22 protein-coding genes are annotated in these 22,409 nt (G+C 53.6%); 3 read left to right on the forward strand and 19 right to left on the reverse strand.

The features are described from left to right. Both ACYZYZ_RS04740 and ACYZYZ_RS04745 read left to right on the forward strand, forming a co-directional pair. Positions 1–680 (forward strand): sulfite exporter TauE/SafE family protein (locus tag ACYZYZ_RS04740; RefSeq protein ID WP_461483447.1); only part of this gene is annotated, 680 nt, incomplete at its 5' end. 92 nt (positions 681–772) lie between these two features. Next, positions 773–1,222, forward strand: a complete 450-nt coding sequence (locus tag ACYZYZ_RS04745) for a ferritin-like domain-containing protein (protein WP_305168902.1) — start codon at positions 773–775, stop codon at positions 1,220–1,222. Between the two features lie 35 nt (positions 1,223–1,257). Here ACYZYZ_RS04745 and msrA read toward each other — a convergent pair whose 3' ends face one another. After that, positions 1,258–1,893, reverse strand: coding sequence for a peptide-methionine (S)-S-oxide reductase MsrA (gene msrA / locus ACYZYZ_RS04750; protein WP_305168903.1), 636 nt, complete (start codon positions 1,891–1,893; stop codon positions 1,258–1,260). A 92-nt stretch (positions 1,894–1,985) separates the two neighbouring features. Here msrA and ACYZYZ_RS04755 point away from each other — a divergent pair, with 92 nt between their 5' ends. Next, positions 1,986–2,660 carry a glutathione S-transferase family protein gene (locus ACYZYZ_RS04755; RefSeq protein WP_305168904.1) on the forward strand — a complete coding sequence of 225 codons (675 nt, stop codon included), beginning with the start codon at positions 1,986–1,988 and terminating at the stop codon, positions 2,658–2,660. 6 nt (positions 2,661–2,666) lie between these two features. Here the strand turns inward: ACYZYZ_RS04755 and ACYZYZ_RS04760 are convergent, their stop codons facing one another. The 18 genes from ACYZYZ_RS04760 to ACYZYZ_RS04845 form a co-directional block, all read right to left on the reverse strand. Next, entirely contained in the window at positions 2,667–4,673 is a 2,007-nt protein-coding gene (locus ACYZYZ_RS04760; RefSeq protein ID WP_461483448.1) for a transglutaminase TgpA family protein, read from the reverse strand. Further along, entirely contained in the window at positions 4,670–5,650 is a 981-nt protein-coding gene (locus ACYZYZ_RS04765) for a DUF58 domain-containing protein (protein WP_305168906.1), read from the reverse strand. The genes ACYZYZ_RS04760 and ACYZYZ_RS04765 overlap by 4 nt, the downstream gene beginning before the upstream one ends. A 41-nt stretch (positions 5,651–5,691) precedes the next feature. Beyond that, complete coding sequence (locus tag ACYZYZ_RS04770; RefSeq protein WP_305168907.1) at positions 5,692–6,609, reverse strand: AAA family ATPase; 918 nt, start codon at positions 6,607–6,609, stop codon at positions 5,692–5,694. A gap of 54 nt (positions 6,610–6,663) precedes the next feature. Further along, on the reverse strand, positions 6,664–7,863 hold the full coding sequence (locus ACYZYZ_RS04775; protein ID WP_461483449.1) for an O-succinylhomoserine sulfhydrylase: 1,200 nt from the start codon (positions 7,861–7,863) through the stop codon (positions 6,664–6,666). Further along, complete coding sequence (purF, locus tag ACYZYZ_RS04780; RefSeq protein ID WP_461483450.1) at positions 7,860–9,404, reverse strand: amidophosphoribosyltransferase; 1,545 nt, start codon at positions 9,402–9,404, stop codon at positions 7,860–7,862. The genes ACYZYZ_RS04775 and purF overlap by 4 nt, the downstream gene beginning before the upstream one ends. A 50-nt stretch (positions 9,405–9,454) precedes the next feature. After that, on the reverse strand, positions 9,455–9,949 hold the full coding sequence (locus tag ACYZYZ_RS04785) for a CvpA family protein (protein ID WP_305168910.1): 495 nt from the start codon (positions 9,947–9,949) through the stop codon (positions 9,455–9,457). A 52-nt stretch (positions 9,950–10,001) separates the two neighbouring features. Next, positions 10,002–10,532, reverse strand: a complete 531-nt coding sequence (locus ACYZYZ_RS04790; protein WP_305168911.1) for an SPOR domain-containing protein — start codon at positions 10,530–10,532, stop codon at positions 10,002–10,004. A 13-nt stretch (positions 10,533–10,545) separates the two neighbouring features. Next, complete coding sequence (gene folC / locus ACYZYZ_RS04795; RefSeq protein ID WP_305168912.1) at positions 10,546–11,763, reverse strand: bifunctional tetrahydrofolate synthase/dihydrofolate synthase; 1,218 nt, start codon at positions 11,761–11,763, stop codon at positions 10,546–10,548. Beyond that, a complete protein-coding gene (gene accD, locus ACYZYZ_RS04800) occupies positions 11,741–12,634 on the reverse strand; it encodes an acetyl-CoA carboxylase, carboxyltransferase subunit beta (protein ID WP_461483451.1) in 894 nt (297 codons plus the stop codon). Before accD ends, folC begins: the two co-directional genes overlap by 23 nt. Before the next feature lie 11 nt (positions 12,635–12,645). After that, positions 12,646–13,461: a tryptophan synthase subunit alpha gene (gene trpA / locus ACYZYZ_RS04805; protein WP_305168914.1), complete on the reverse strand. Its 816-nt coding sequence runs from the start codon at positions 13,459–13,461 to the stop codon at positions 12,646–12,648. A gap of 38 nt (positions 13,462–13,499) precedes the next feature. After that, positions 13,500–14,717: a tryptophan synthase subunit beta gene (trpB, locus tag ACYZYZ_RS04810; RefSeq protein WP_461483452.1), complete on the reverse strand. Its 1,218-nt coding sequence runs from the start codon at positions 14,715–14,717 to the stop codon at positions 13,500–13,502. Positions 14,718–14,732: 15 nt separating this feature from the next. Further along, complete coding sequence (locus ACYZYZ_RS04815) at positions 14,733–15,353, reverse strand: phosphoribosylanthranilate isomerase (RefSeq protein WP_461483453.1); 621 nt, start codon at positions 15,351–15,353, stop codon at positions 14,733–14,735. Between the two features lie 68 nt (positions 15,354–15,421). Then, positions 15,422–16,285, reverse strand: coding sequence for a tRNA pseudouridine(38-40) synthase TruA (truA, locus tag ACYZYZ_RS04820; protein WP_461483454.1), 864 nt, complete (start codon positions 16,283–16,285; stop codon positions 15,422–15,424). Between the two features lie 5 nt (positions 16,286–16,290). Continuing rightward, positions 16,291–18,855 carry a FimV/HubP family polar landmark protein gene (locus tag ACYZYZ_RS04825; RefSeq protein WP_461483455.1) on the reverse strand — a complete coding sequence of 855 codons (2,565 nt, stop codon included), beginning with the start codon at positions 18,853–18,855 and terminating at the stop codon, positions 16,291–16,293. 244 nt (positions 18,856–19,099) lie between these two features. Next, entirely contained in the window at positions 19,100–20,215 is a 1,116-nt protein-coding gene (asd, locus tag ACYZYZ_RS04830; protein WP_305168919.1) for an aspartate-semialdehyde dehydrogenase, read from the reverse strand. Between the two features lie 48 nt (positions 20,216–20,263). Further along, a complete protein-coding gene (gene leuB, locus ACYZYZ_RS04835) occupies positions 20,264–21,337 on the reverse strand; it encodes a 3-isopropylmalate dehydrogenase (RefSeq protein WP_305168920.1) in 1,074 nt (357 codons plus the stop codon). 13 nt (positions 21,338–21,350) lie between these two features. Then, positions 21,351–21,998 carry a 3-isopropylmalate dehydratase small subunit gene (gene leuD, locus ACYZYZ_RS04840; RefSeq protein WP_305168921.1) on the reverse strand — a complete coding sequence of 216 codons (648 nt, stop codon included), beginning with the start codon at positions 21,996–21,998 and terminating at the stop codon, positions 21,351–21,353. A 10-nt stretch (positions 21,999–22,008) separates the two neighbouring features. Then, positions 22,009–22,409, reverse strand: a 401-nt coding sequence (locus tag ACYZYZ_RS04845) for an aconitase family protein (RefSeq protein WP_461483456.1), incomplete at its 5' end; no start/stop codon positions are given.

The raw sequence follows: 22,409 nt of genomic DNA on the forward strand, positions 1-22,409 counted from the left end.
TCAGTACCGTGGCCGCCGGTGGTGCTGCTCTACTGATGATTCCGGTGCTTACCTGGCTGGTGGGTCCACAAGTGGTTGCTCCTGCCATCAGTGTCGGCGCCTTTGTCGCCAACCCATCCAGAGTATGGCTGTTTCGCAAGGATGTGAACTGGCAGGTATGTGCCTGGCTGGTGCCAGGCAGTGTCTGCGGTGCCATTCTGGGCGCCTGGGCCTTCAGCCAGTTTCCGGTATTCTGGATTCAGCTGTTGCTGGGCAGCTTTCTGGTTTCCACGGTATTTCAGTTCCGTTTCGGTAAGTCCACCCGCTCTTTTCCCATGCGGCTTCGCTGGTTTTTCCCCTTGGGACTGGTTATTGCTGGATTGTCTGCTCTGGTTGGGGGAACCGGGCCGGTACAAAACCCGTTCATGCTCAATTACGGGCTAGAAAAAGAACAGCTCATCGCCACCAAGGCCATCAATTCGCTGGTGCTACAACTCACCAAACTGCTTGCTTACACCGGTTTCGGGGTGATGAGCCAGGAAATTCTCACACTTGGCCTGTGTCTCGGCCTTGGCGGTGCCGTGGGCGCGTGGCTTGCTCACCGCCACCTGCTGGCGATCAATGTTGCCCGTTTCCGGACCTATACCCTCATCCTGATGCCCCTGTGTGGTGTTCTGATGCTTGTCGAAGCCTTTACCTAGCAGCCTGTTGGCCGCGATTTGTTCCCTCTACTATCCTGAAAAGGAACCCTTGGCGCCCGTGTTCAAGGGCATGATAGAGAGGAGACATGGCCATGAAAAATCAGGAAAAGATTATTGCACTGCTCAACAACATTATGGAGTTCGAACTGGCTGGGGTGGTCCGTTACAACCACTATGCACTGATGGTGTTCGGCTACGGCCGTATTCCCATCGTCAGCTGGCTGCGCTCAGAGGCGAACAACAGTCTGACCCACGCGCAGGAAGCCGGTGAATTGATTACCGCAATGGGCGGGCACCCCTCGCTGGGTATCGGCCCCCTGCTGGAAACCCACAAACACGATATAGGCGATATTTTGCGGGAATCCCTGGATCACGAGGGCAAGGCCAGAAAACTGTATTACGAACTGCTCGATATGGTGAAGGATGACTCCGTACTACTAGAAGAGTATGCCCGCCGCATGATTGCCGCAGAGGAAATGCACGCGGCAGAAGTCGACAAGATGTTGCGCAAACCGGGGGATATTGAACCTTTTAAAAGCTGACGATAGCCAATGGGAATGGCGATTCAGTGGCCAAGTTACAGCTCACAGCTAACCCCGGTGCCGCGCAGACCGCAGTAGCCATTGGGGTTTCTGGCTAGGTATTGCTGGTGGTAATCCTCGGCATAGTAAAACTGATCCAGTAGTTTAACCTCCGTTGTTACAGCATCATATCCTTTATTAATCAGCAGGTTGTCATATTTATCTCTTGTTGATTCTACATTTTCAAGCTGCTCTGTATCGCTACAGTAGATCGCCGAACGGTACTGGGTGCCAACGTCGTTACCCTGGCGCATACCCTGAGTAGGATCGTGGGACTCCCAGAACACTTTCAGCAGAGTATCGAGGCTGACCTGCTGTGGCTGGTAAACCACCAGCACCACTTCGGTGTGGCCAGTAAGCCCTGTGCAGACTTCTTCGTAGGTGGGATTCTTGGTGTAGCCGCCGGCATACCCCGCGGCTGTAACAATCACACCCGACTGGGTCCAGAAACGCCGTTCTGCACCCCAGAAACAACCGAGCCCTAACACGAGCTGTTCGGAATCTTCAGGGAATGGCGGCATCATGCTGTGACCGTTAACCAGGTGACGGCCACTGATCTCGATAGCCTCATCCCGCCCCGGCAGAGCCAGTTCCGGTGTAATCATCTGGGTTTTCTGGGCATAGCCAAACATCGGGACTCTCCTATTCTTGACCGAACATTCTACTTGCCAACTGCAAGTCTCAACCCTACACTTTGTTGACCACTATTGGGAGGTAATGTTTCGTGATTGATTTATATACAGCCGCCACACCCAACGGCCACAAGGTAAGCATTGCACTGGAGGAGCTCGATCTTCCTTACCAGATGCATCATCTCAGCCTCAGCGATAATGAACAAAAAGAACCCTGGTACGTGAAACTCAATCCCAACGGCAGAATTCCCACCATTGTCGACAGGGCAAATGATGATTTTGTCGTGTTTGAATCCGGCGCTATCCTGATTTACCTGGCGGAAAAAACCGGGCAATTACTCCCAAAAGACCCGAAAGAACGTTCCCGCGCCCTGCAATGGTTGATGTTCCAGATGGGCGGCATCGGACCGATGATGGGGCAAGCCAATGTCTGGTACCGCTACTGGGAAGAAACCTACCAACCGGCCATTGACCGCTACCAAAACGAGGTCAAACGACTTTTCGGCGTGATGAACGGTCATCTGGAAGGCCGTGAATACCTCACTAATGAGTTGAGTATTGCCGATATCGCCAACTGGGCCTGGGTACGTATCCATAACTGGTCCGGGGTGGATATTGAGCCTTTCCCCCATCTGCAGGCCTGGATTGAAAGACTGAACGAGCGACCCGCTTTCCAAAAAGGTATCAACATGCCAGCTGCCGACTATGAGCAGGACAACAAGGCGAAAAACTTTGTGAAAGGCGCGCGCAATATGCTCACCAAGTAGCCAGCGCTATTTTGCCCTGCGCAGGGCCCGCAGCTTCTCCTCAAGCAGTATGTCTTGTGGTGTCTCGCCGCCGTAACGCATGGATTCAAACTGTTCGCAGAATGATCTGAGCAACTCAGCCATTTCTGGTCGCAAGGAGGCAGCACGTTGGGTGAAGGCCCTGACACCCTCCCCCGGTTTGCGCTCAATGCCCTGTTTTTCCAGATGTTCACAGAGCAAAATAAACTGGCGGTCGATGGGGTTGGTTGTCGATCTTCTTGATGGAATCCACTGCCACAAAGCAATCAGCAACAGAACTGCTCCGCCAGTTCCAAGCAGCGCAATCGCAATTCGCCACACGGAAATCTTTCCCAGCAACCGCGTCAGCACCGACGACTGCATTTGGTCGTAACCCAACACCCACAGCGCCCAGTGATAGTTGAGTGCTTCCATTTCAAGCCTCAGGCGATTAATCCAGCCGATATGGCGAAACCGCACCAGAGAGGCAGGAGAATCCGCCAGAAAACCCTCCTCACTACCCAATAGGGACTGCACATCCCCCTCAATACGCTCCGGCGCCACGGAAGCTGTGGGATCTATACTGACCCAACCTTCATTCTCCAACCAGACTTCCGTCCAAGCATGTGCATCGTACTGCCTGACCAGCAAATAACCATCCGGATGGCGCTCCCCGCCCTGATACCCCGCCAACACCCTGGCGGGAATACCCGCAGCGCGCATCAGGAACACGAAACTGCCGGCAAAGTGTTCGCAGAAACCCTGTTTTGACTCAAACAGAAATTCGTCCACGCTGTGTTGGCCCAAAAGCGGCGGCTGTAACGTGTAGATAAATTCACTGTTGAAGAGACCCAGCACTCTCTGGATGAAAGCTCTGTCACTGGATGCTTTGTCGCGCCATTCACGAGCCAGATCCAACGTTCTGGGGTTGTATCCTTCGGGCCATTGCAATTCGATAGCACGACGGTCACGGGAAAGCCCTCCAACTTCAATACTGTGATCCAGCCAGCTTTGCACCTGATACTGGCGCTTACTGCTCAATGGCTGGTTTGCCAGCAGGCGGTAATCCCGAGTTAACGCCACCCCACGACTGCGAGGCAACGGCGTATCCAGGGCATATAACCAAAGTTGCTGTGTTGGTTCGATCACCACGGAATAGTTCAGAGGCTGACCTCGACGGTCGATCAATTGATCCCAGCTCTTATCCGACTGGCCATACCACTGCAGTAGTGCGCCATCGTCCATACTGGTGCGGCGAGTACGCTTCCACGTGCGACCACCAAAATCAGATAGCACTAACCCACGCCAGTACAACACCCGCTGTGGAGGAATGGGTCCATCAAAACTGACCCGGAAGGCGAGTTCAGCCGAGCGACCCAATTGGCTGAAATCACCCGGTGACATACTGTCGGTCACACCGGTTTTTGCTTTATGGGTAGGAATCGGCACGGACCAAAGTGCGCCGATTCGCGGCATCAGCAGAAACAACACCACCATCAAGGGCAATGCCTGACACAGGAGGGAAATAGCCACTTTCAACGGGCGCAAAGTGCCTCCAGGCTGATCCCCATGGTGCAGTCCTACCAGTGCCGCCAACACCAGCAGCAGACAGCCCAGAAGATAGCCTGCAGATACCATCGATTGATCAAACAGTGCCGTCAACGCGGCCACAAAAAATGCCAGCAGCACCACGAGATAGGCATCTCTGCGGTGGGACATCTCCAGCAGTTTCAGCATGTAGGCTGTCACCAGCAATGCAAGCATAGGTTCAAGGCCAATGGGCTGGCCGTATTCCAGCAGCAGGCCGCCGACGCAAACGGCCAGCAAGGTCATTTTCAGCCATCGGCCAGGAACCGACCATGCGCCTCGGTAACATTGGATACGCCATACGACGGCTACTACCGAGGCCGCCAACACCCAACGAGGCAGGTGATCGGCGTGCATCATAATTACGGCAACAAATGCCAACAGCAGCCAGAACAGCCCTTGCCGACTGATTTGCCAGACTGGAATCATTGCTGGCGCTCCCGTTGAGGGACATCAAACAGGGCCAACTCGGCCAGCAGGTATTGACGGTGCGACTCACCTAGATCTGGTTCAATCACGATACCCGGCAATCGCAAGCCGTAGGGTTGATCGGTGGTGGCGACGCGTAACAGCATGCCACACAGACGGGAGAGCCGTGCCTCGCGATCAAGGCCGGGGAATTGATCCCAGTCCAGCCACAACTGTTGGTCGAAGTTGTCACCATAGTGCTTGGTATGTAATCCCTGCTCCCGGGCATAGTGTTTCCAGGCCACATGTTTGAGGGAATCACCGGGGCGGTAGGTCTTTAGAGCCAGGAAATCGTCCCCACCTTCAGCACCTTGCATGGCACCATCATCACTGGAGCGCACACCCACCGGCACCTGCTCCGTAAATATTGGTGCCGGATAGACCAGTGCCGATATATTCAGATCAACGTGGCTCCAGGCCCTGAGCAAACCCACCGGATAAACGCTTTCAATCCTCAGGCGCCCTGGGTTGTATAGGCCACGGTGTCCAGCCGGGACGGTTAGCTTGAAACGGCACTGGCTGCTATCTCCCAGGGATACCGTCGTCATCTCACCTTTGGGAAAGCGACACTGGATGGCACCACGGTAGCGATTGCCCCGTTGCCGCAACAATAATTCCAGGGTAATGCCCTGCCCGGCAAAACCCGGTGTCACCTTCAGGCAACTGATGGTAATTTCCGAAAGGTTGGCAAAGCACTGCAGAATGGAGACCACAAATAGAGACACCAGCAAGCAGGTGACTGCAAATACCAGATTATTTTCGTAGTTGGTGGCCGCCAGCCAGCAAAGAATGATGAGTAGGAAGAAGGCGAACCCGGTAGACGAAGGAAAAATAAACAGGCTGCGGCGGTTTAGCGTCACTTCCGGTGCCGCCGGCAAACGCCGTTCAAGCCACCGGGAAAAACGCTGTTGGTAGAGATTACGGATCACTGTTTTCATAACCCTTTTGTCTCTATGGGGTCGTGCCGTAAGTGCGGGACTTACAAAATATCTACCGCGTTAAGCACCCGTTGCACCAGCAGGCCACTGTCATGCCCCGAAAATTCACCGGCACCGCGTAAACGGTGCCCAGCAACAGTCGGGAATACTGCCTGCACATCCTCCGGAATCACGTACTGACGTGCCTGAATCAGCGCCCAGGCGCGTGCACATTGCAGTGTTGCCAGGGTTCCCCGCGGGGAAAGCCCGCTCTGAAACACGGCTTCATCACGAGTGTATTGCGCCAACCGCTGAAGATAATCCACCAGACTTTCGGAGGCTTTAACGAGATTGACCTGCTGCTGGATCTTCAGCAGCTGATCGGGATTAAGTAAGGGCTTCATATCCACCAGCCGCAGACGTGGATCTGTCCCGCTCAGCAACAGCCTTTCTGAGGCCGGGTCCGGGTAACCCAGCTCAATACGCATTAAAAATCGGTCCAGTTGCGACTCGGGTAACGGATAGGTACCCGACTGGCTTACCGGGTTCTGGGTAGCGATCACGAAAAAAGGTGTCGGCAACGGCCTGGTCTCGCCTTCGACGGTAACCTGCCCTTCCGCCATAGCCTCAAGTAGCGCGCTCTGGGTTTTAGGCGTGGTGCGATTGATCTCATCCGCCAGCAATAACTGGTTAAACACCGGGCCCGGGTGGAATTCAAACAAGCTGCGCTCGCGATCATAGACCGACACACCGAGAATATCCGCCGGCAACAGATCGCTGGTGAATTGAATGCGGTTGTAGGAGAGGCCAAGAACTCTGGCTAAAGCCTGTGCCAGGGTGGTTTTACCCATTCCCGGCAGGTCTTCGATCAGTAGATGGCCCCGGGCAAACAGGCAGGCCAGAGCCAGTCTGATCTGTTCTTCCTTGCCGATCAGCACGGTACCAATATCCGCGACGAGTCTGTCTACTACCTTTTGCATAGAGGCCTCATCCCCTGTGAAAATCACTGCGGGCCGTTTGTTAGCCTCTCTTGTTCAGAGAGAATCTAGGCCGCGCTTCAAGTCGGCTTTAATATCCTCTATATCCTCGAGACCGACTGCGATACGGATCAGATTTTCAGTAATTCCCGACGCTGCTTTCTGCTCGTCGCTAAGGCGACCGTGGGTGGTCGTCGCAGGGTGAACGATAGTGGTCTTGGCATCACCTAGGTTGGCGGTAAGTGACAGAATTCTTGTGCTGTCGATCACCCGCCAAGCCTGCTCACGACCACCTTTAACTCGAAATGACAGTACACCGCCAAAACTGCGCTGTTGTTCTGTAGCAAGCTCATGACCCGGGTGATCAGGCAGTCCGGCATAAAATACCTTTTCTACTGCCGGCTGTTGTTGTAGCCAGAGCGCCAGAGACATGGCATTCGCTGAATGGGCATCCATACGCAAGCGCAGTGTTTCCAGGCCTTTTAGAAATACCCAGGCATTGAAGGCGCTCATGGTGGGACCAGCGCTACGAATAAATGCCAGCACTTCATTGACCAGTTCACTGCGGCCACACACCACACCACCCAGACAGCGGCCCTGGCCGTCGAGATATTTGGTGACAGAGTGGACCACCAGGTCGGCACCCAGCGCCAATGGCTGTTGCAACGCCGGGGTACATAAACAGTTATCTACCACCAGCAGCGCACCATGCTCATGAGCCAGCGCCGCCAGCTTTTTGATATCGGCAATTTCACACAGGGGGTTTGACGGGGTTTCCAGAAACAGCAATTTTGTTTCCGGGCGCAATGCCTCTCGCCATTGCTCAAGATCGGTGACAGGGACAAACGAGCTCTGCACGCCGAATTTACCCAAATACTTTTCCATCAATACCGTTGTGGTACCAAACACATCTCTGGAACACAGTACGTGGTCCCCGGCTTTTAGCAGGGCAATACAGGTACTGAGAATGGCGGCCATACCGGATGATGTAGCCACTGCCTGTTCCGCCCCTTCCAGGGCGGCGATACGAACCTCAAAATTACGCACCGTCGGGTTGGTGTAACGTGAATAGACGTTGCCACTTTGCTCGCCGGAAAACCGAGCCGCCGCCTCGGCTGCATTGGCGAAGACATAACTCGAGGTGAGGAACAGTGGTTCGCCGTGTTCACCTTCGGCTGTGCGCAAATGTCCCGCCCTGATAGCCAGCGTATCCAGCGCTGCACCAAAAAGTGGGTCGTCATCGTATTGTTCTGTCATTGCCGGTACTCTGCCTCACCACCGGGGTTGTGTAACCCAATCACTTCACCATTGCCGGGACTGGTAGAGCGTTTATTATTACTTTTCGCCTGGTCATTACGCTGCGCATCGAGCTTGGTGAGATAGAGGCCATCGACATCGCCTGTCACATAATTACCATCAAATACCGCGCAGTCGAACTTCTCGATGCTGGCGTTACCCTCGGAGGCACTGGCCACAAGATCTTCTAGATCCTGGTAAATCAGGCAATCGGCACCGATCAGCTCAGCAATCTCTTTCTCGGTGCGGTTGTGGGCAATGAGCTCGCCAGCAGACGGCATATCGATGCCGTAAACATTCGGGTAGCGCACCGCTGGAGCGGCAGACGCCATATACACTTTGCTCGCACCAGCGTCTCTGGCCATCTGAATAATTTCCCGGGATGTGGTGCCTCTGACAATGGAATCATCCACCAGCAGCACGTTTTTGCCCTTGAATTCCAACTTCACCGCGTTCAGTTTCTGGCGCACAGATTTCTTGCGTTCTTTCTGGCCAGGCATAATAAAAGTCCGCCCGATATAGCGGTTCTTCATAAAGCCTTCCCGGAATTTGACGTTCAGATGTTCCGCAATCGACTGGGCCGCCACACGACTGGTATCGGGAATTGGGATCACCACATCAATGTCGTGGTCCGGGTAACATCTCAGGATTTTTTCAGCCAGGTGCTCACCCATGCGCAACCGGCATTTGTAAACCGAGATACTATCGATAATTGAATCCGGGCGTGCAAAGTACACATGCTCAAAAATGCACGGGGTCAGGCGGGGGTTTTCCACACACTGATGCAAGTGCAGCTCACCGCTCTCATCCACGTATAACGCCTCTCCCGGAGCAAGATCGCGCTCCACCTGAAAGCCCAGCACATCCAGCGCAACACTTTCAGACGCAACCATGTATTCAGTACCGTTGTCTGTCTGGCGCTTGCCAAAAACCAGCGGGCGAATACCGAAGGGATCACGGAATGCAACCATACCGTAATTGGCAATCATACCCACCACAGCGTAGGCGCCTCGACAGCGGCGATGCACGCGCCTAACGGACTCGAAAATATCGTCCGGGGTCGGCTTAAGTTTGCCCAGCAAATGCAACTCGTGGGCAAACACATTGAGCAGTGCCTCTGAGTCGGAATCCGTATTGATGTGGCGCAGGTCCGACTTGAACAAGTGCTCCAGCAACTCTTCTGTATTGGTCAGGTTGCCGTTGTGGGCCATGCAGATTCCGTAGGGAGAATTCACATAAAAAGGCTGCGCCAAAGCCGGGCCCGAACTCCCTGCCGTCGGGTAACGCACATGCCCGATGCCCATATTGCCTTCCAACTCGGCCATATGGCGCGTGTGAAACACATCCTTAACAAGTCCAACGCCTTTACGCTGGTTAAGGCGTCCACCCACACAAGTCATGATGCCTGCGGCATCCTGTCCACGATGTTGCAACATGGTCAATGCATCATAGAGCTGCAGTTTGACATCACTTCTACCAAAAATTCCGACTACACCACACATGGGTCAGGCAACCTCTATAACCGTCGTTTACCAAGCTGTTTTTATTGCGTTCAGAGCAAATTCTTTAAAAAGTTCAGTACCGCCGCGCCGGTATCCCTGGCCCAGTCTTCAAATTGCATAAAAAACGAAATCATCACGGACTGTTGCCACCACAAATCCTGTTTGACCGGCAACATTTCCGTCAGAATAATCAACACCGCCATGACAATGACGACTCCGCGGGTCACACCAAACAACAATCCCATCAGGCGGTCTGTGCCGCTGAGTCCTGTCGCTTCTACAAGTTTGCCCAGCAGATAATTACAGATACCACCGACAATCAACACGGCAATAAACAGCGTTACCCAGGCAGCCAGCATACGCAAAGATGGCGTGGTAATGAGCTGTTCCATCCAACTGGCGAGTTCATCATGAAAAATCGATGCGATCACCGCCGCCGCTAACCAGATCAGTAGCGACATGGCCTCTTTCACAAATCCGCGCACCAAACTGATGATCGCCGATAAACTCAGGATTGCGATGATGGCCCAGTCAGCCCAATTCATGATCAAACCTCACGAAAACAGCGACAAAGTGTAACAGAGCACCACTTTGAGGTCAGGGTTCAAAATGCACCAGCAGCGCATTGAGGCTGTATTTTTTATCAATCACAGCCTTTTCCTGCAGGAGTTTTTCTTTCAATACGTTGGGGCCAACAAAAACCCTGTTTAGCTGACTGTCGTTATGACGCTGCTGCTGGACAAACGCGTCATAGCCATCGGCTTGCAACTGCTTGACAAGAGTCTGTGCCCGATCGGAATCACGGAAACTTCCCACTTGTAAAACCCATGATTCGGGCAGACCTTTCTCTGTCAGAGTGGGGGGTGAAATAGTGATGGGCTCGGCCTGTTCGGCACTCTCCACGCCCAGCTGAAAGGCCTCTTCGGGAGCGGGAGCTGGATCAATATCAACCGGGCGCTGGGGTTCTGGAACGGTAACTGGCGCGATCGCCGGCTTGGGTGGAATACGGCTGGTGGTGTCGACTTGGGGCGAATCGGAGAAGTCGAACAGCACGGCAAATAAAATAAGCAGCAATGCCAACAGGACAAAACCACCGACAATTCTCTGTTTTACATTTTCTGTCAGCACAAGCCATTCCTTCTCAGGAAGATTGTATGTGTTCCAGTATCGGGCCCACAGTAAAAAAGGAGCCAAACACCACTACCCTGTCACCTTCTCCAGCGTGCTGCAACGCCTTTTCAAACGCAGACAGCGGCGAAGAACAACAGTATACCTCGCCATTGGCAGCAGCTCCCGCATTGTACAACAATGCTTCTATGTTTCCCTCCGTGGCGGCTCGTAACTGTTCAGGGATGCTGCAGGGAAACCATGCTCTGACCAGTGGAATCATCGGCTGCAGTGTCCCAATAATATCCTTGTCGGCCATCATGCCAACCACAGCGAGCAGGCGTCCCTTCTGGGGCACTAATCGCTCAGCAAGCAACCCGGCGGCCTGAGGGTTGTGTGCCACATCGAGAATAACCGGCACCCCTGCAACACTTGCTTCCTGAAAACGGCCCGGGACCTGCACCAGGGACAAAGGCTGGGTGCTGATATCACTCGCCGGCAATCCGGTAATCATATGGGTGGCCTGCAGGGCACAGGCCACACTGTTGGCGGGCAAGCGATGATCGGGGACCGATTGAAATTGGCCGAGTGAAAAATCGCGGTCATTGACGAGAAGTGTCGCACCAATATCAGCGGCTGTGCGAACGATACCTTCAACCGGAAAGTCATCCCCACACAACAAGGGGCGTCCGGGTCGGGCAATGGCGGCCTTCTCTGCCCCTATCCTATCAAGGTCATCGCCCAGCCAGTCCTGATGGTCGAGAGCAATACTGGTCACAATCGCGATGCCGGCATCAACAATATTGACCGCATCAAGCCTGCCACCCAGCCCCACTTCAAGAATGGCCACATCCAGCTCGGCTTCGGACATCAGTATCAGCGCCGCGAGAGTACCGAATTCAAAGTAGGTTAGGCTTGTGTCACCACGCGCCTCTTCTATACGCTGAAAAGCCTGACAGATTGCCTCATCCGAAGCCTGTTCACCTTGAATGACTATGCGTTCGTTGTAATCAATAAGGTGGGGAGAGGTGTAACAACCCACTCGATAGCCCTGATCCATCAACAGGGCCTGTAACGCAGCGACACAGGAGCCCTTGCCATTGGTACCGGTGATGGTCACGGTGTTTTTTGCAGGGGACAGACACTGTAAATCACGGGCAACGCGCCCGACACGCGACAACCCAAGCTCTATTTCAGTGGGGTGTCGCTGTTGCAGCAAGCCCAGCCATTCACTCAGTGAACGAGGGAGCATCTATGCTGACGGGTTCCGGGGTATTGGTAAATTTGGACAATAACGAGGCGATGGTATCGCGCATTTGCGGACGCGGAATAATCAGGTCGATGGCACCATGCTCCAATAGGAACTCTGCACGCTGAAACCCTTTTGGCAAGCGCTGGCGGATTGTCTGTTCGATAATATTAGGCCCGGCGAAACCGGCACGCGAACCAGGTTCGGCCGCATTAATGTCACCCAGTAAAGCAAGGCTGGCAGACACGCCACCATAAACGGGGTCAGTCATTACCGAGATGTAAGGTGTTCCCTGAGCTTTCAGCTTTTCGATGATGGCACTGGTTTTGGCCATTTGCATCAGAGAAATCAGCGCTTCCTGCATGCGTGCACCGCCGGTAGCCGAAAAGCACACCAACGGGATCCCCTCTGCCAACGCCACCTGGGCGGCACGGGTAAAGCGCTCACCCACCACATAACCCATGGAGCCGCCATGGAAGGCGAATTCAAAGGCCACCGCAACAACCGGCATCCCCTTGAGGGTCCCTTTCATGGCAACCAGCGCGTCGTCTTCACCAGTCGCTTTCTGGGCATCGGCGAGTCGATCCTTATACTTGCGGACATCCTTGAACTTCAGACGATCAATGGGTTTTACCTCTGTTGCCAGCTCCTCGCGACCGTCTTCATCGAGAAAAAAGTCGAGACGGCGGCGGGCACCAATACGCAGATGGTGATCACACTTAGGGCAGACATCGAGGTTTTTTTCCAGCTCAGGGCGATAGAGTGGCGCACTGCACTTTGGACATTTTTTCCACAGCCCTTCAGGAACACTCTGGGTGCGATCTTTCTTCTGGGTTGCAGGTCCTTTCGGACGAATTTTTTCCAACCAGCTCATAGTCAATTCCGTTAGTTATCCAGAGCCTGACGCATCTCTGCAATCAACGCTGATACCCCTTTAGCATAAACTAACGGGTCAACTTCGCCAGACTCAGCAAGTTCAGCCATTCGGTTAACCAGCACACTGCCGACCACAGCTCCATCGGAGAGGTCCGCAACAGCACGTGCCGAAGCGCCGTCTTTGATGCCAAATCCTACACATACCGGCAGCTCAGTCAATGAACGGATATGGTCGACGTGCTCCTGCACCGAAACCACATCCAGATGTCCGGCCCCCGTCACTCCTTTCAGTGACACATAATAGATAAACCCGCCCGCCATCGAGGTCACCATTTTCTGACGTTCGTGACTGCTGGTAGGTGCCAACAAAAAGATATTCTCAATACCGGCTTCACTGAGATGCTGATTGAACTCCTGAGCTTCTTCTGGCGGCAGGTCCACCGTCAGCACCCCGTCCACACCTGCATCAAGTGCAGCAGCGATAAAGGTTTCGTAGCCCATACGCTCAATGGGATTCGCATAGCCCATCAGCAACACCGGGGTTTCTGTGTCAGTTTCGCGGAATTGTTTAACCTGGGCCAGCGCATCACGAAGGCTGCTGCCGTGGGCCAGGGCACGTTCGTGTGCCCTCTGAATTACCGGGCCTTCAGCATTGGGGTCAGAAAACGGCACGCCAAGCTCAATGATGTCCGCCCCGCTCTCCACCAGTGCATGCATTACCGGCAACGTAACTCCTTTTGCCGGATCACCCGAAACCACATAGGGTACCAGTGCCTTGCGGCCCTGTTTTCTAAGACTCTCAAAGCGTTTACTTATTCTGTTCACTCAGTTACTTCCAATAATTCTTGTGATTGCCGCGAGTATCAAACCGTGATGCCATCGATTTCTGCCACGGTGAGGATATCCTTGTCACCGCGACCGGACAGGTTAACCACGATCATCTGGTCAGGATCCATCTGGCGGGCCAGCTTTTCTGCATAGGCCACGGCATGACTGGATTCCAGGGCAGGCATGATGCCCTCCACCTTGGTCAGGCGACGGAACGCATCCATGGCTTCATCGTCATCAATGGCAACGTAATTAACCCGGCCAATATCTTTTAGCCAGGCATGCTCTGGACCCACGCCAGGGTAATCCAACCCGGCGGAGATGGAATGGGTTTCAATAATCTGACCATTCTCATCTTCCATCAGATACGTACGGTTACCGTGTAGTACGCCCGGTATGCCATCATTTAACGGTGCAGCATGCTTACCTGTCGCCACGCCAAAGCCGCCCGCCTCGACGCCGTACATTCTGACCGACTCGTCCTCAAGGAAGGGGTGGAACAGACCAATCGCATTGGAGCCGCCACCAACACAAGCCACCAGGGCATCGGGCAACTTCCCTGCCTGATCCAGCGACTGCTGACGCGCTTCCCGACCGATGACGGACTGGAAGTTACGAACCAGTTTGGGGTATGGATGAGGGCCCGCACAGGTGCCAATAATGTAGAAGGTGTTGTCCACATTGGTTACCCAATCGCGCATGGCCTCGTTCATCGCATCTTTCAGCGTTTTTGAACCGGATGTCACGGGAATAACCGTCGCACCCAGCAGCTTCATACGGTAAACGTTCAGGGACTGGCGGTGAACATCCTCTTCGCCCATAAAAACGTGGCACTCAAGGCCCAGCCGAGCCGCAACAGTTGCCGTGGCAACTCCGTGCTGGCCGGCACCAGTTTCCGCGATCACACGTTTTTTTCCTGTGTGCTTGGCCAACAGCGCCTGACCAATGGTGTTATTTATCTTGTGGGCTCCAGTGTGATTTAGATCTTCTCGCTTCAGGTACAGCTGCGCCCCACCCGTCTCACGGGTCCAGCGTTCAGCGAGATACAGAGGTGAGGGCCTGCCAACATAATGCGCCAAATCGTAATCAAACTGCGCTTGGAACTCGGGGTCATCCTTGAGGTTGCGATAAATTTTTTCCAGCTCATCCAGAGCATAAATCAGCGTCTCGGAGACAAAACGCCCACCATAGGGGCCAAAGTGCCCCCGGGCGTCTGGCATATGATTAAAATCCACTTTGATTTTCTCGTTCACTGGGCTCTCCTAAACTCACCCGGCATTAGCCCGGGCAATAAACTGTTGAATACGTTGTGAGGATTTCACCCCAGGTGCATCTTCCACACCTCCGCTGACATCCACACCATAAGGGTTAACCTGCGCCACGGCATCAGCAACATTCTCCGGTCCCAGGCCGCCAGCCAGAATCAGTGGAAAGTCCACCGTTTTGGGCAACCTTTGCCATTCAAAACGTTCACCGGTACCGCCATATTTATCTTTGTGCCAGGCATCTACCAGAAAGCCGCACGCACCGGGAAAACTAGCCACGATTGCCGGCAAGTCAATTCCCGGCGCCATGCGGATTGCCTTGATATAAGGCCTGCCAAACTGGCGGCAATAGGCATCATCCTCATCCCCGTGAAACTGCAACAATTGCAGGTCAACAGCACGTATCGCCCTATCAACCTCTTCAGCCGCAGCATTGACAAATAGACCCACCGTCGTCACAAACGGACCCACTGCGCTGGCAATCAACGCCGCTCTTGTATAGTCCACAAAACGGGGGCTTTTTGAATAGAACACCAGGCCAATGGCATCAGCACCGGCCTCTGCAGCTACAATGGCATCCTCATGCCTTGTAATACCGCAGATTTTTACGCGTGTTCGTTTCACAGCAGCTTCCAGTAGCGAGGGTGCGGATTGTAGCAAAAAGGGGTCATTCCGCCTATTGCCTTACCCGCCTATTCTTGATTGATAAACTGAGGCCCAGGCTTAAATACTGGTACGTCAAATTCATCTGGATAGTTCACACCAACCAGATATAAACCATTGGGAGCGGCTGTTGGTGGTGCCTCGGTGCGATCGCAGAGAGCCAATAGCTCTCCAGGCCATGTATATGCGTAATCGCCTCTCCCTACACAAAGTAGTGCCCCAACAATATTTCTGACCATGTGATGTAGAAAAGCGTTTGCCGTAATTTCCAGAATAACCAGGTCACCTTGACGCCAGACCTTTGCGGCGTGGACATTCCGGTTTGGCGTATTGGACTGGCAACCCGCGGCCCTGAATGAGCTGAAGTCTCGCTCACCCAGTAAGAGTTGGGCTGCACGATGCATCTGCACTTCATCGAGTGGTCGCTTTTCCCAGGTCAACCAGTGGTAAAAAAGCGCTGAACGCTGTGGTTGGTTAACAATCAGGTAGCGATAGGTTCTGGCTCTGGCTGCAAAGCGGGCGTGGAACAGTGGAGATTTCTCCTCTGCCCAGTGCAAACGAATACCAAACGGAAGATTGGCATTGACGCCCAACACCCAGTTTCTTGGATTACGATCAGCCCGGGTATCAAAATGAATCACTTGGTTAGTCGCGTGCACACCCGTATCTGTTCGGCCGGCGCAAGCGACAGTGATACGTTCGTTGGCCACCTGGGTCAACGCCGCCTCAACATGAAACTGAACACTGGGACTATGGGTCTGACGTTGCCAGCCACAAAAAGCGCTGCCGTCGTATTCGACGGCAGCAGCGATGCGTTTTACACCTTCTGGAAGTACTTCACCCTCAGGCACCAGGCCGTTGGGCAAATACTCCCAGGGTTTCCCCTGGGTCATAATTGTCAGGTCACTGTTTCAAGCAGATTGCGAGCCTTTTGTATCTGCTCATCAGTACCCTCTGCAATCACTTCATTTAGCAGATCACGAGCGTTTTCAGGGTCACCCATGTCCATATAAGTCTCTGCCAGAACCAGCTTGGTGTCGCACTCATCTTCGTCACCAAACGCTTTGAGCTCATCATCCAGACTCTGGGCGTCCTCCTCATCATCAGCGCCAGATAAAATAGAATCTTCCAGCTCTTCGAGTGTTTGTTCTTCCAGTACATCTGGTGCTACAAAGCTTTCTTCAGCTGCAACCACAGGCGCTTCGGGTTCAGCTTCCACTTCACCCAAATCGACATCAAGCATCTCCTCGTCGATTTCAGTGGACAGTGAATCCAGGTCGACGTCTTCCAGATCAAGGTCGAGATCAAAGTCCGAATCTGCGGTTTCTTCAGGCGCTTCGGGGGCTTCCTCGAGGATCTCTTCACGGCTTTCTTCGAGTGTTTCTGCTCCGAGGTCAAATTCTTCCGGCATCTCCAGTTCAGGTTCTTCTCCCGACGCTACGGCTGGCTCAGCTTCTGCCGCTGGCTCTTCCAGAGCTTCAGGGATGGAATCCGGTGACACATCGCCCAGATCGAAGTCCAGGGATGGCTCTACAAAATCACTCTCTTCTTCCTGAACGGCAGAAAGTTCAGCCACTTCGGGGGATTCGGAAACGTTCTCGGGTTCTTCAAAGCTTGTTTCGGGGATCAACTCAGCCCTTAAAGCTACCGCCTTGGCTTCAGCCTCAGGGTCATTCAGTGCCAGCAACTGCTGGTACTGTTCAGCAAAGGCATCAGGATCATTAGCATTGACGTGGACTTCCAGCAATTTCAAGCGCAAGGCCGTGTCCTGTGGATCCTGCTCAATGGCACCCTTGAGAATATTCTCTGCCTGGGTGTAATTGCCTAGTGACATGTAGATGTCGGCTTCACCTTTGGGATCGACGCCTTCGCCATCCTCCAGCCACAGCTCATCGAGTTCTTCAATGTCTTCCAGATCCTGCAGACCTTCTTCATCAAGGTCTTCAGCTAACTCTGCAATGTACTCTTTATCGCTATCGCTGAGCTGCGTCTCATCATCTATTTCTTCCGCAACCAACGGCTCGTCTTTATTAGCCAGCGTTTGCAGGGATAGCTCGTCAGTAGTTTCGTCGTCCGACTTACGGTTTCTGAACAACATCAACACAGCTAGCAGCAACGCTAATAGAGCAATCGCGGGATAGAGCAGGTAGTCCATCCACGCAGAAATATCGAAGCCTTTATCCTGTTTTGCTGGTTTGCTCTTCTCAGCTTCTGCAGCAACCTCTTCACTGGAAGCAGTATCAGCTTTTGCCGCAACAGCAGATGCAGGTGTTTCTTCTTCGGTAGCTTCAGAAGCGGTGGCCTGCTCGGCTGTGTCACTCTCGGGCTCTATCCCATCAGGCTCAACCAGCGTTGCCACCTGGCTTGCCCGCATGGAATCGTCCTGAATTTCCAGCAGGCGCTCATTGGTGGAAAGCTGCTCTTCGAGCATGGCAATGCGTTCTCTCAGCTCCGCATTTTCACGAGTCGCTCTATCAAGCTCTTCACGAGCAACGTCCAGATCAGCTCCTGCACCAACAGAGGTGCCTTCCGAGCCATCCTCCGCATCTTCTCCGGCACTTGCGGCAGATAATGCTTCGTCTGCACCCAAGGCAGCCAGTTTCAGGCGTCCTTCACCGGAGGTTTCGTCTACATCTCTGCTCTGAGTAGAAGGGGTTGCGTCCAGCACCGGTGCCTGTGTAGCTTCAGCTGCAGATTCAACAGTCGCTAGCTCAGTAGCGCTGTCTGCTGCGGATAACGCCTGAATATCACTGCCTTCAGGAAGGCGAAGTACTGCGCCTTTTTTCAGCAGATTGATATTGCCACCGATAAACGCATCGGGATTTGCTTGTTTGATTGCAGCCATGGTTTGCGACATGGTCGCACCCTGAGGCCGGATTTTTGAGGCTATAGCCCATACCGTGTCGCCACTGGCAACCTGGTATTCATCGTCACTAATGGCCAGTGCCGGGGAGGCCGTCGCACTAGCAGGTACCGGGGTACTGGGCCCGGCAGGTGATGTTGCCGTAGGCTGCGCGCCTGAGCTCGCAGCCTCAATCTTTTTTGCTACAGGCTTCTCCGTCGCGTATAGCGGCATATCCAGTAACAGTGTGTACTCTCGCAACAAGCGTCCTGCCGGCCAATCCAGCTCCACCAGGAAGTCCAGATAGGGCTCACGGATAGGCCTTTTTGATGACACCTGAATGACCGGGTTGCCCTTGTCAGAGATATTGACCTCAAAACGCAAATCAGTCAGAAGGAAAAGTCGTTCAACACCGGCAGAGTCAAAGTCCGTCTGTGAGCCGAGACCTGCAAGCATTTCCAGTTCGGTCAACTCACCGATATTGAGAAGCTCAATTTCTGCATCCAGCGGCTCATTGAGGGCGGAGTTAAGGGTAATTTCTCCCAACCCCACTGCGAACGCATGATTGGTGATAACCGCACCGAGAAATCCGGCAGCCAAGGTCAAGTGACGAAACTTCATACGATATTCCCTGTTTTGCTGTGAACTAATGACCTGCAGTCAGCATCATCGGCACACAAAAAACCATTTACATGATCTGAGGTTGTTGCTGCAAGTATTTATGAGTCAACAGAATTGTTCAACCGCTAGTATCGTTAAAAACAAACAAAATGACCGGACCTTCATAAGGATTTATGACCAGTCGCACAAAAATGCCACGACTACGCATAACGTGAAGTGGCATTTTTGATGGAAATCGGGCCCGCTAGCTTTCCAGGAGTATTCTCAGCATCCGCCGCAAAGGTTCCGCCGCACCCCACAGCAGTTGATCACCCACGGTGAAAGCAGACAGATATTGATTTCCCATGTTCATCTTGCGCAAGCGACCTATCGGCACATGCAGATGACCGGTCACTGCCGCGGGGGTCAACTCCTTGAGGGTAACGGCGCGGTCATTGGGAACCACCCTTACCCAGTCGTTGGACTCAGCAAGCATGCACTCGATTTCATCCAGGGGAACATCCTGCGTCAGTTTGACGGTCAACGCCTGGCTGTGACAGCGCATGGCGCCAATGCGCACACAGATACCGTCCACGGGAATCAGCGTATCACCGCTTCGACCAAGGATCTTGTTGGTCTCGGCCTGCCCTTTCCATTCTTCCTTGCTCTGGCCGCTTTCCAGCTGCACATCAATCCAGGGCAAGAGGCTGCCACCCAAGGGCGCGCCAAAGTTCTCGGTGGGGAAACTGTCACCACGCATGGCTGCAACCACCTTGCGATCGATGTCCAGTATCGCAGAGGCGGGGTCGGCCAATTCGGCAGCCACGGATTTTTCAATAGCTCCCATCTGGGCAATCAGTTCGCGCATATTCTGTGCACCCGCACCCGATGCCGCCTGATAGGTCATAGCGGAGGTCCACTCCACCAACCCCTTATTAAAAAGGCCGCCCATGGCCATCAACATCAGGCTGACCGTGCAGTTACCGCCGATATAATTTTTAACCCCGCTGGCTATGCCATCTTTGATGACATTGAGATTCACCGGGTCGAGCACGATCAGAGCATCATCGGCCATACGCAAAGCCGAAGCCGCATCTATCCAGTAGCCATCCCAGCCAGAGTTTCTCAATTCCGGGTAAACCGCCTTGGTGTAGTCGCCACCCTGACAAGTAACAATAATGTCCATTTGAGACAGAGATGCGATATCCCTGGCATCCAGCAACGGCGGAACTTCAACACCCACATCCGGGCCTGGCTGCCCCATCTGCGAGGTAGTGAAAAAGATGGGCTCGATATCTGCAAAGTCCTTTTCCTGCTGCATGCGCTCCATCAAGACAGAGCCAACCATACCGCGCCAACCGACAAAACCTACTTTTTTCATGAAATTTGACCTATTAAAAACCTGTTTAAAGACTATCTTGTATTGCGATCAAAGCGCAGCCAACACGGCATCGCCCATTTCAGAAGTACTGACCTTGCGGGTTCCCTCTGTATGGATATCCGGGGTACGCAGTCCCTGATCCAGCACCCGGCTCACAGCCTCCTCAATGGCAACTGCCGCATCCGGTGCATTCAGGGAATAGCGTAGCATCATCGCCGCTGACAGGATCGTCGCCAGCGGGTTCGCGAGACCCTGGCCGGAAATGTCCGGGGCAGAGCCATGGCAGGGTTCGTAAAGCCCCTTGCCATTCTTGTCCAGCGCCGCTGAAGGCAGCATGCCGATAGACCCAGTGAGCATGGCAGCGGCATCTGACAGGATGTCACCAAACATATTACCGGTGACCATCACATCAAATTGCTTCGGCGCTTTCACAAGCTGCATAGCGGCGTTGTCCACATACATGTGGCTCAGCTCGACCTCGGGGTAATCTTTGGCCACCTCTTCCATGATCTCCCGCCACAATACGGTGGCTTCCAGCACATTGGCCTTGTCAACCGAGCAGACCCGGCGGTCCCGCACCATGGCGGCCTCAAAAGCCACCTTGCCTATGCGACGAATTTCCGATTCGGAATACTTGTAGGTGTTATAGCCCTCGCGCTCACCATTCTCCAGAACGCGAATACCCCGAGGCTCACCAAAATAGATGCCACCGGTCAATTCACGCACGATCAGAATGTCCAGGCCGGCAACAATCTCGGGCTTAAGAGACGATGCCTCAGCCAACTGCGGGTAAAGAATGGCTGGACGCAGGTTGCCGAATAATTCCAACCCGGAGCGCAGCTTCAACAACCCTTTTTCCGGACGAAGGTGGCGTTCCAGGCCGTCCCACTCGGGTCCACCCACGGAACCCATCAGAATCGCATCGCTGCGACGGGCTTTTTCCAGAGTTTCATCGGGACAAGGTTCACCCACAGCATCACAGGCAGCGCCGCCCAGCAGGCCCTCTTCAAAGACCAGCTCCAGACCAAACTGCTCATCCACTTTACGTAGTACCTTGAGCGACTCATCGACAATTTCCGGCCCAATGTGATCGCCTTTAAGTATCAGTACTTGCTTACTCATAATTTTTTATTCCCTACTTAATGGCATGGTAAAGCCAGGGGTTGGCTTTACCGTGACCCGCTTCAAAAGCGCGAATGGCATCAGCTTCCTTAAGGGTCAGGCCGATTTCATCCAGACCTTCCAGCAGGCAGTGCTTGCGGAACGCATCAACTTCAAAGGGGAGTTCTTCTCCATCCGGCTTGACGACCACCTGACGAGGCAGATCGACAGTCAGCTCATAACCCTCAGCAGCCTCTGCCTCTTCAAACAACTTGTCGACTATTTTTTCTTCAAAAACAATAGGAAGCAACCCATTCTTAAAGCAGTTATTAAAGAAAATGTCGGCAAAGCTGGGAGCGATCACGGCGCGGAAGCCGTAGTCATCCAGGGCCCAGGGAGCATGCTCGCGGCTGGAACCACAACCGAAATTTTCCCTCGCCAGCAGCACCGAAGCGCCAGCATAGCGAGGCCAGTTGAGTGGAAAATCCGGGTTCAACGGGCGCGCAGTGCAATCCTGACCGGGGCTACCTTCATCCAGGTAACGCAGCTCATCAAACAGATTCGGGCCGAAACCGCTGCGCTTAATGGACTTAAGGAACTGCTTGGGAATGATCATATCGGTGTCGACATTGGCGCGATCCATGGGCGCCACCAGCCCTTTGTGTACGGTAAATGCTTTCACGGTAATCTCCTCAATCCAGCGCGCGTACGTCGGTAATATGACCGGCAATCGCCGCAGCAGCAGCCATGGCAGGACTCACCAGATGGGTACGGCCACCATTGCCCTGACGACCTTCAAAGTTGCGGTTGGAGGTAGAGGCACAATGCTCCCCCGCCCCCAGGCGGTCTGCATTCATTGCCAGACACATAGAACAGCCTGGTTCTCTCCATTCGAAGCCTGAATTAACAAAAATTTTATCTAATCCTTCTTGCTCCGCTTGTTCTTTTACTAAGCCTGAACCTGGAACTACGATAGCATTAACATGTGACGATACTTTTTTATCTTTTAAAATTTTTGCTGCTTCTCTTAAATCTTCGATTCTACCATTAGTACAACTACCGATAAATACTTTGTCTATTTTTATGTCTGTAG

This window comes from Porticoccus sp. (assembly GCA_023261185.1).
GTDB lineage: Bacteria > Pseudomonadota > Gammaproteobacteria > Pseudomonadales > Porticoccaceae > Porticoccus > Porticoccus litoralis.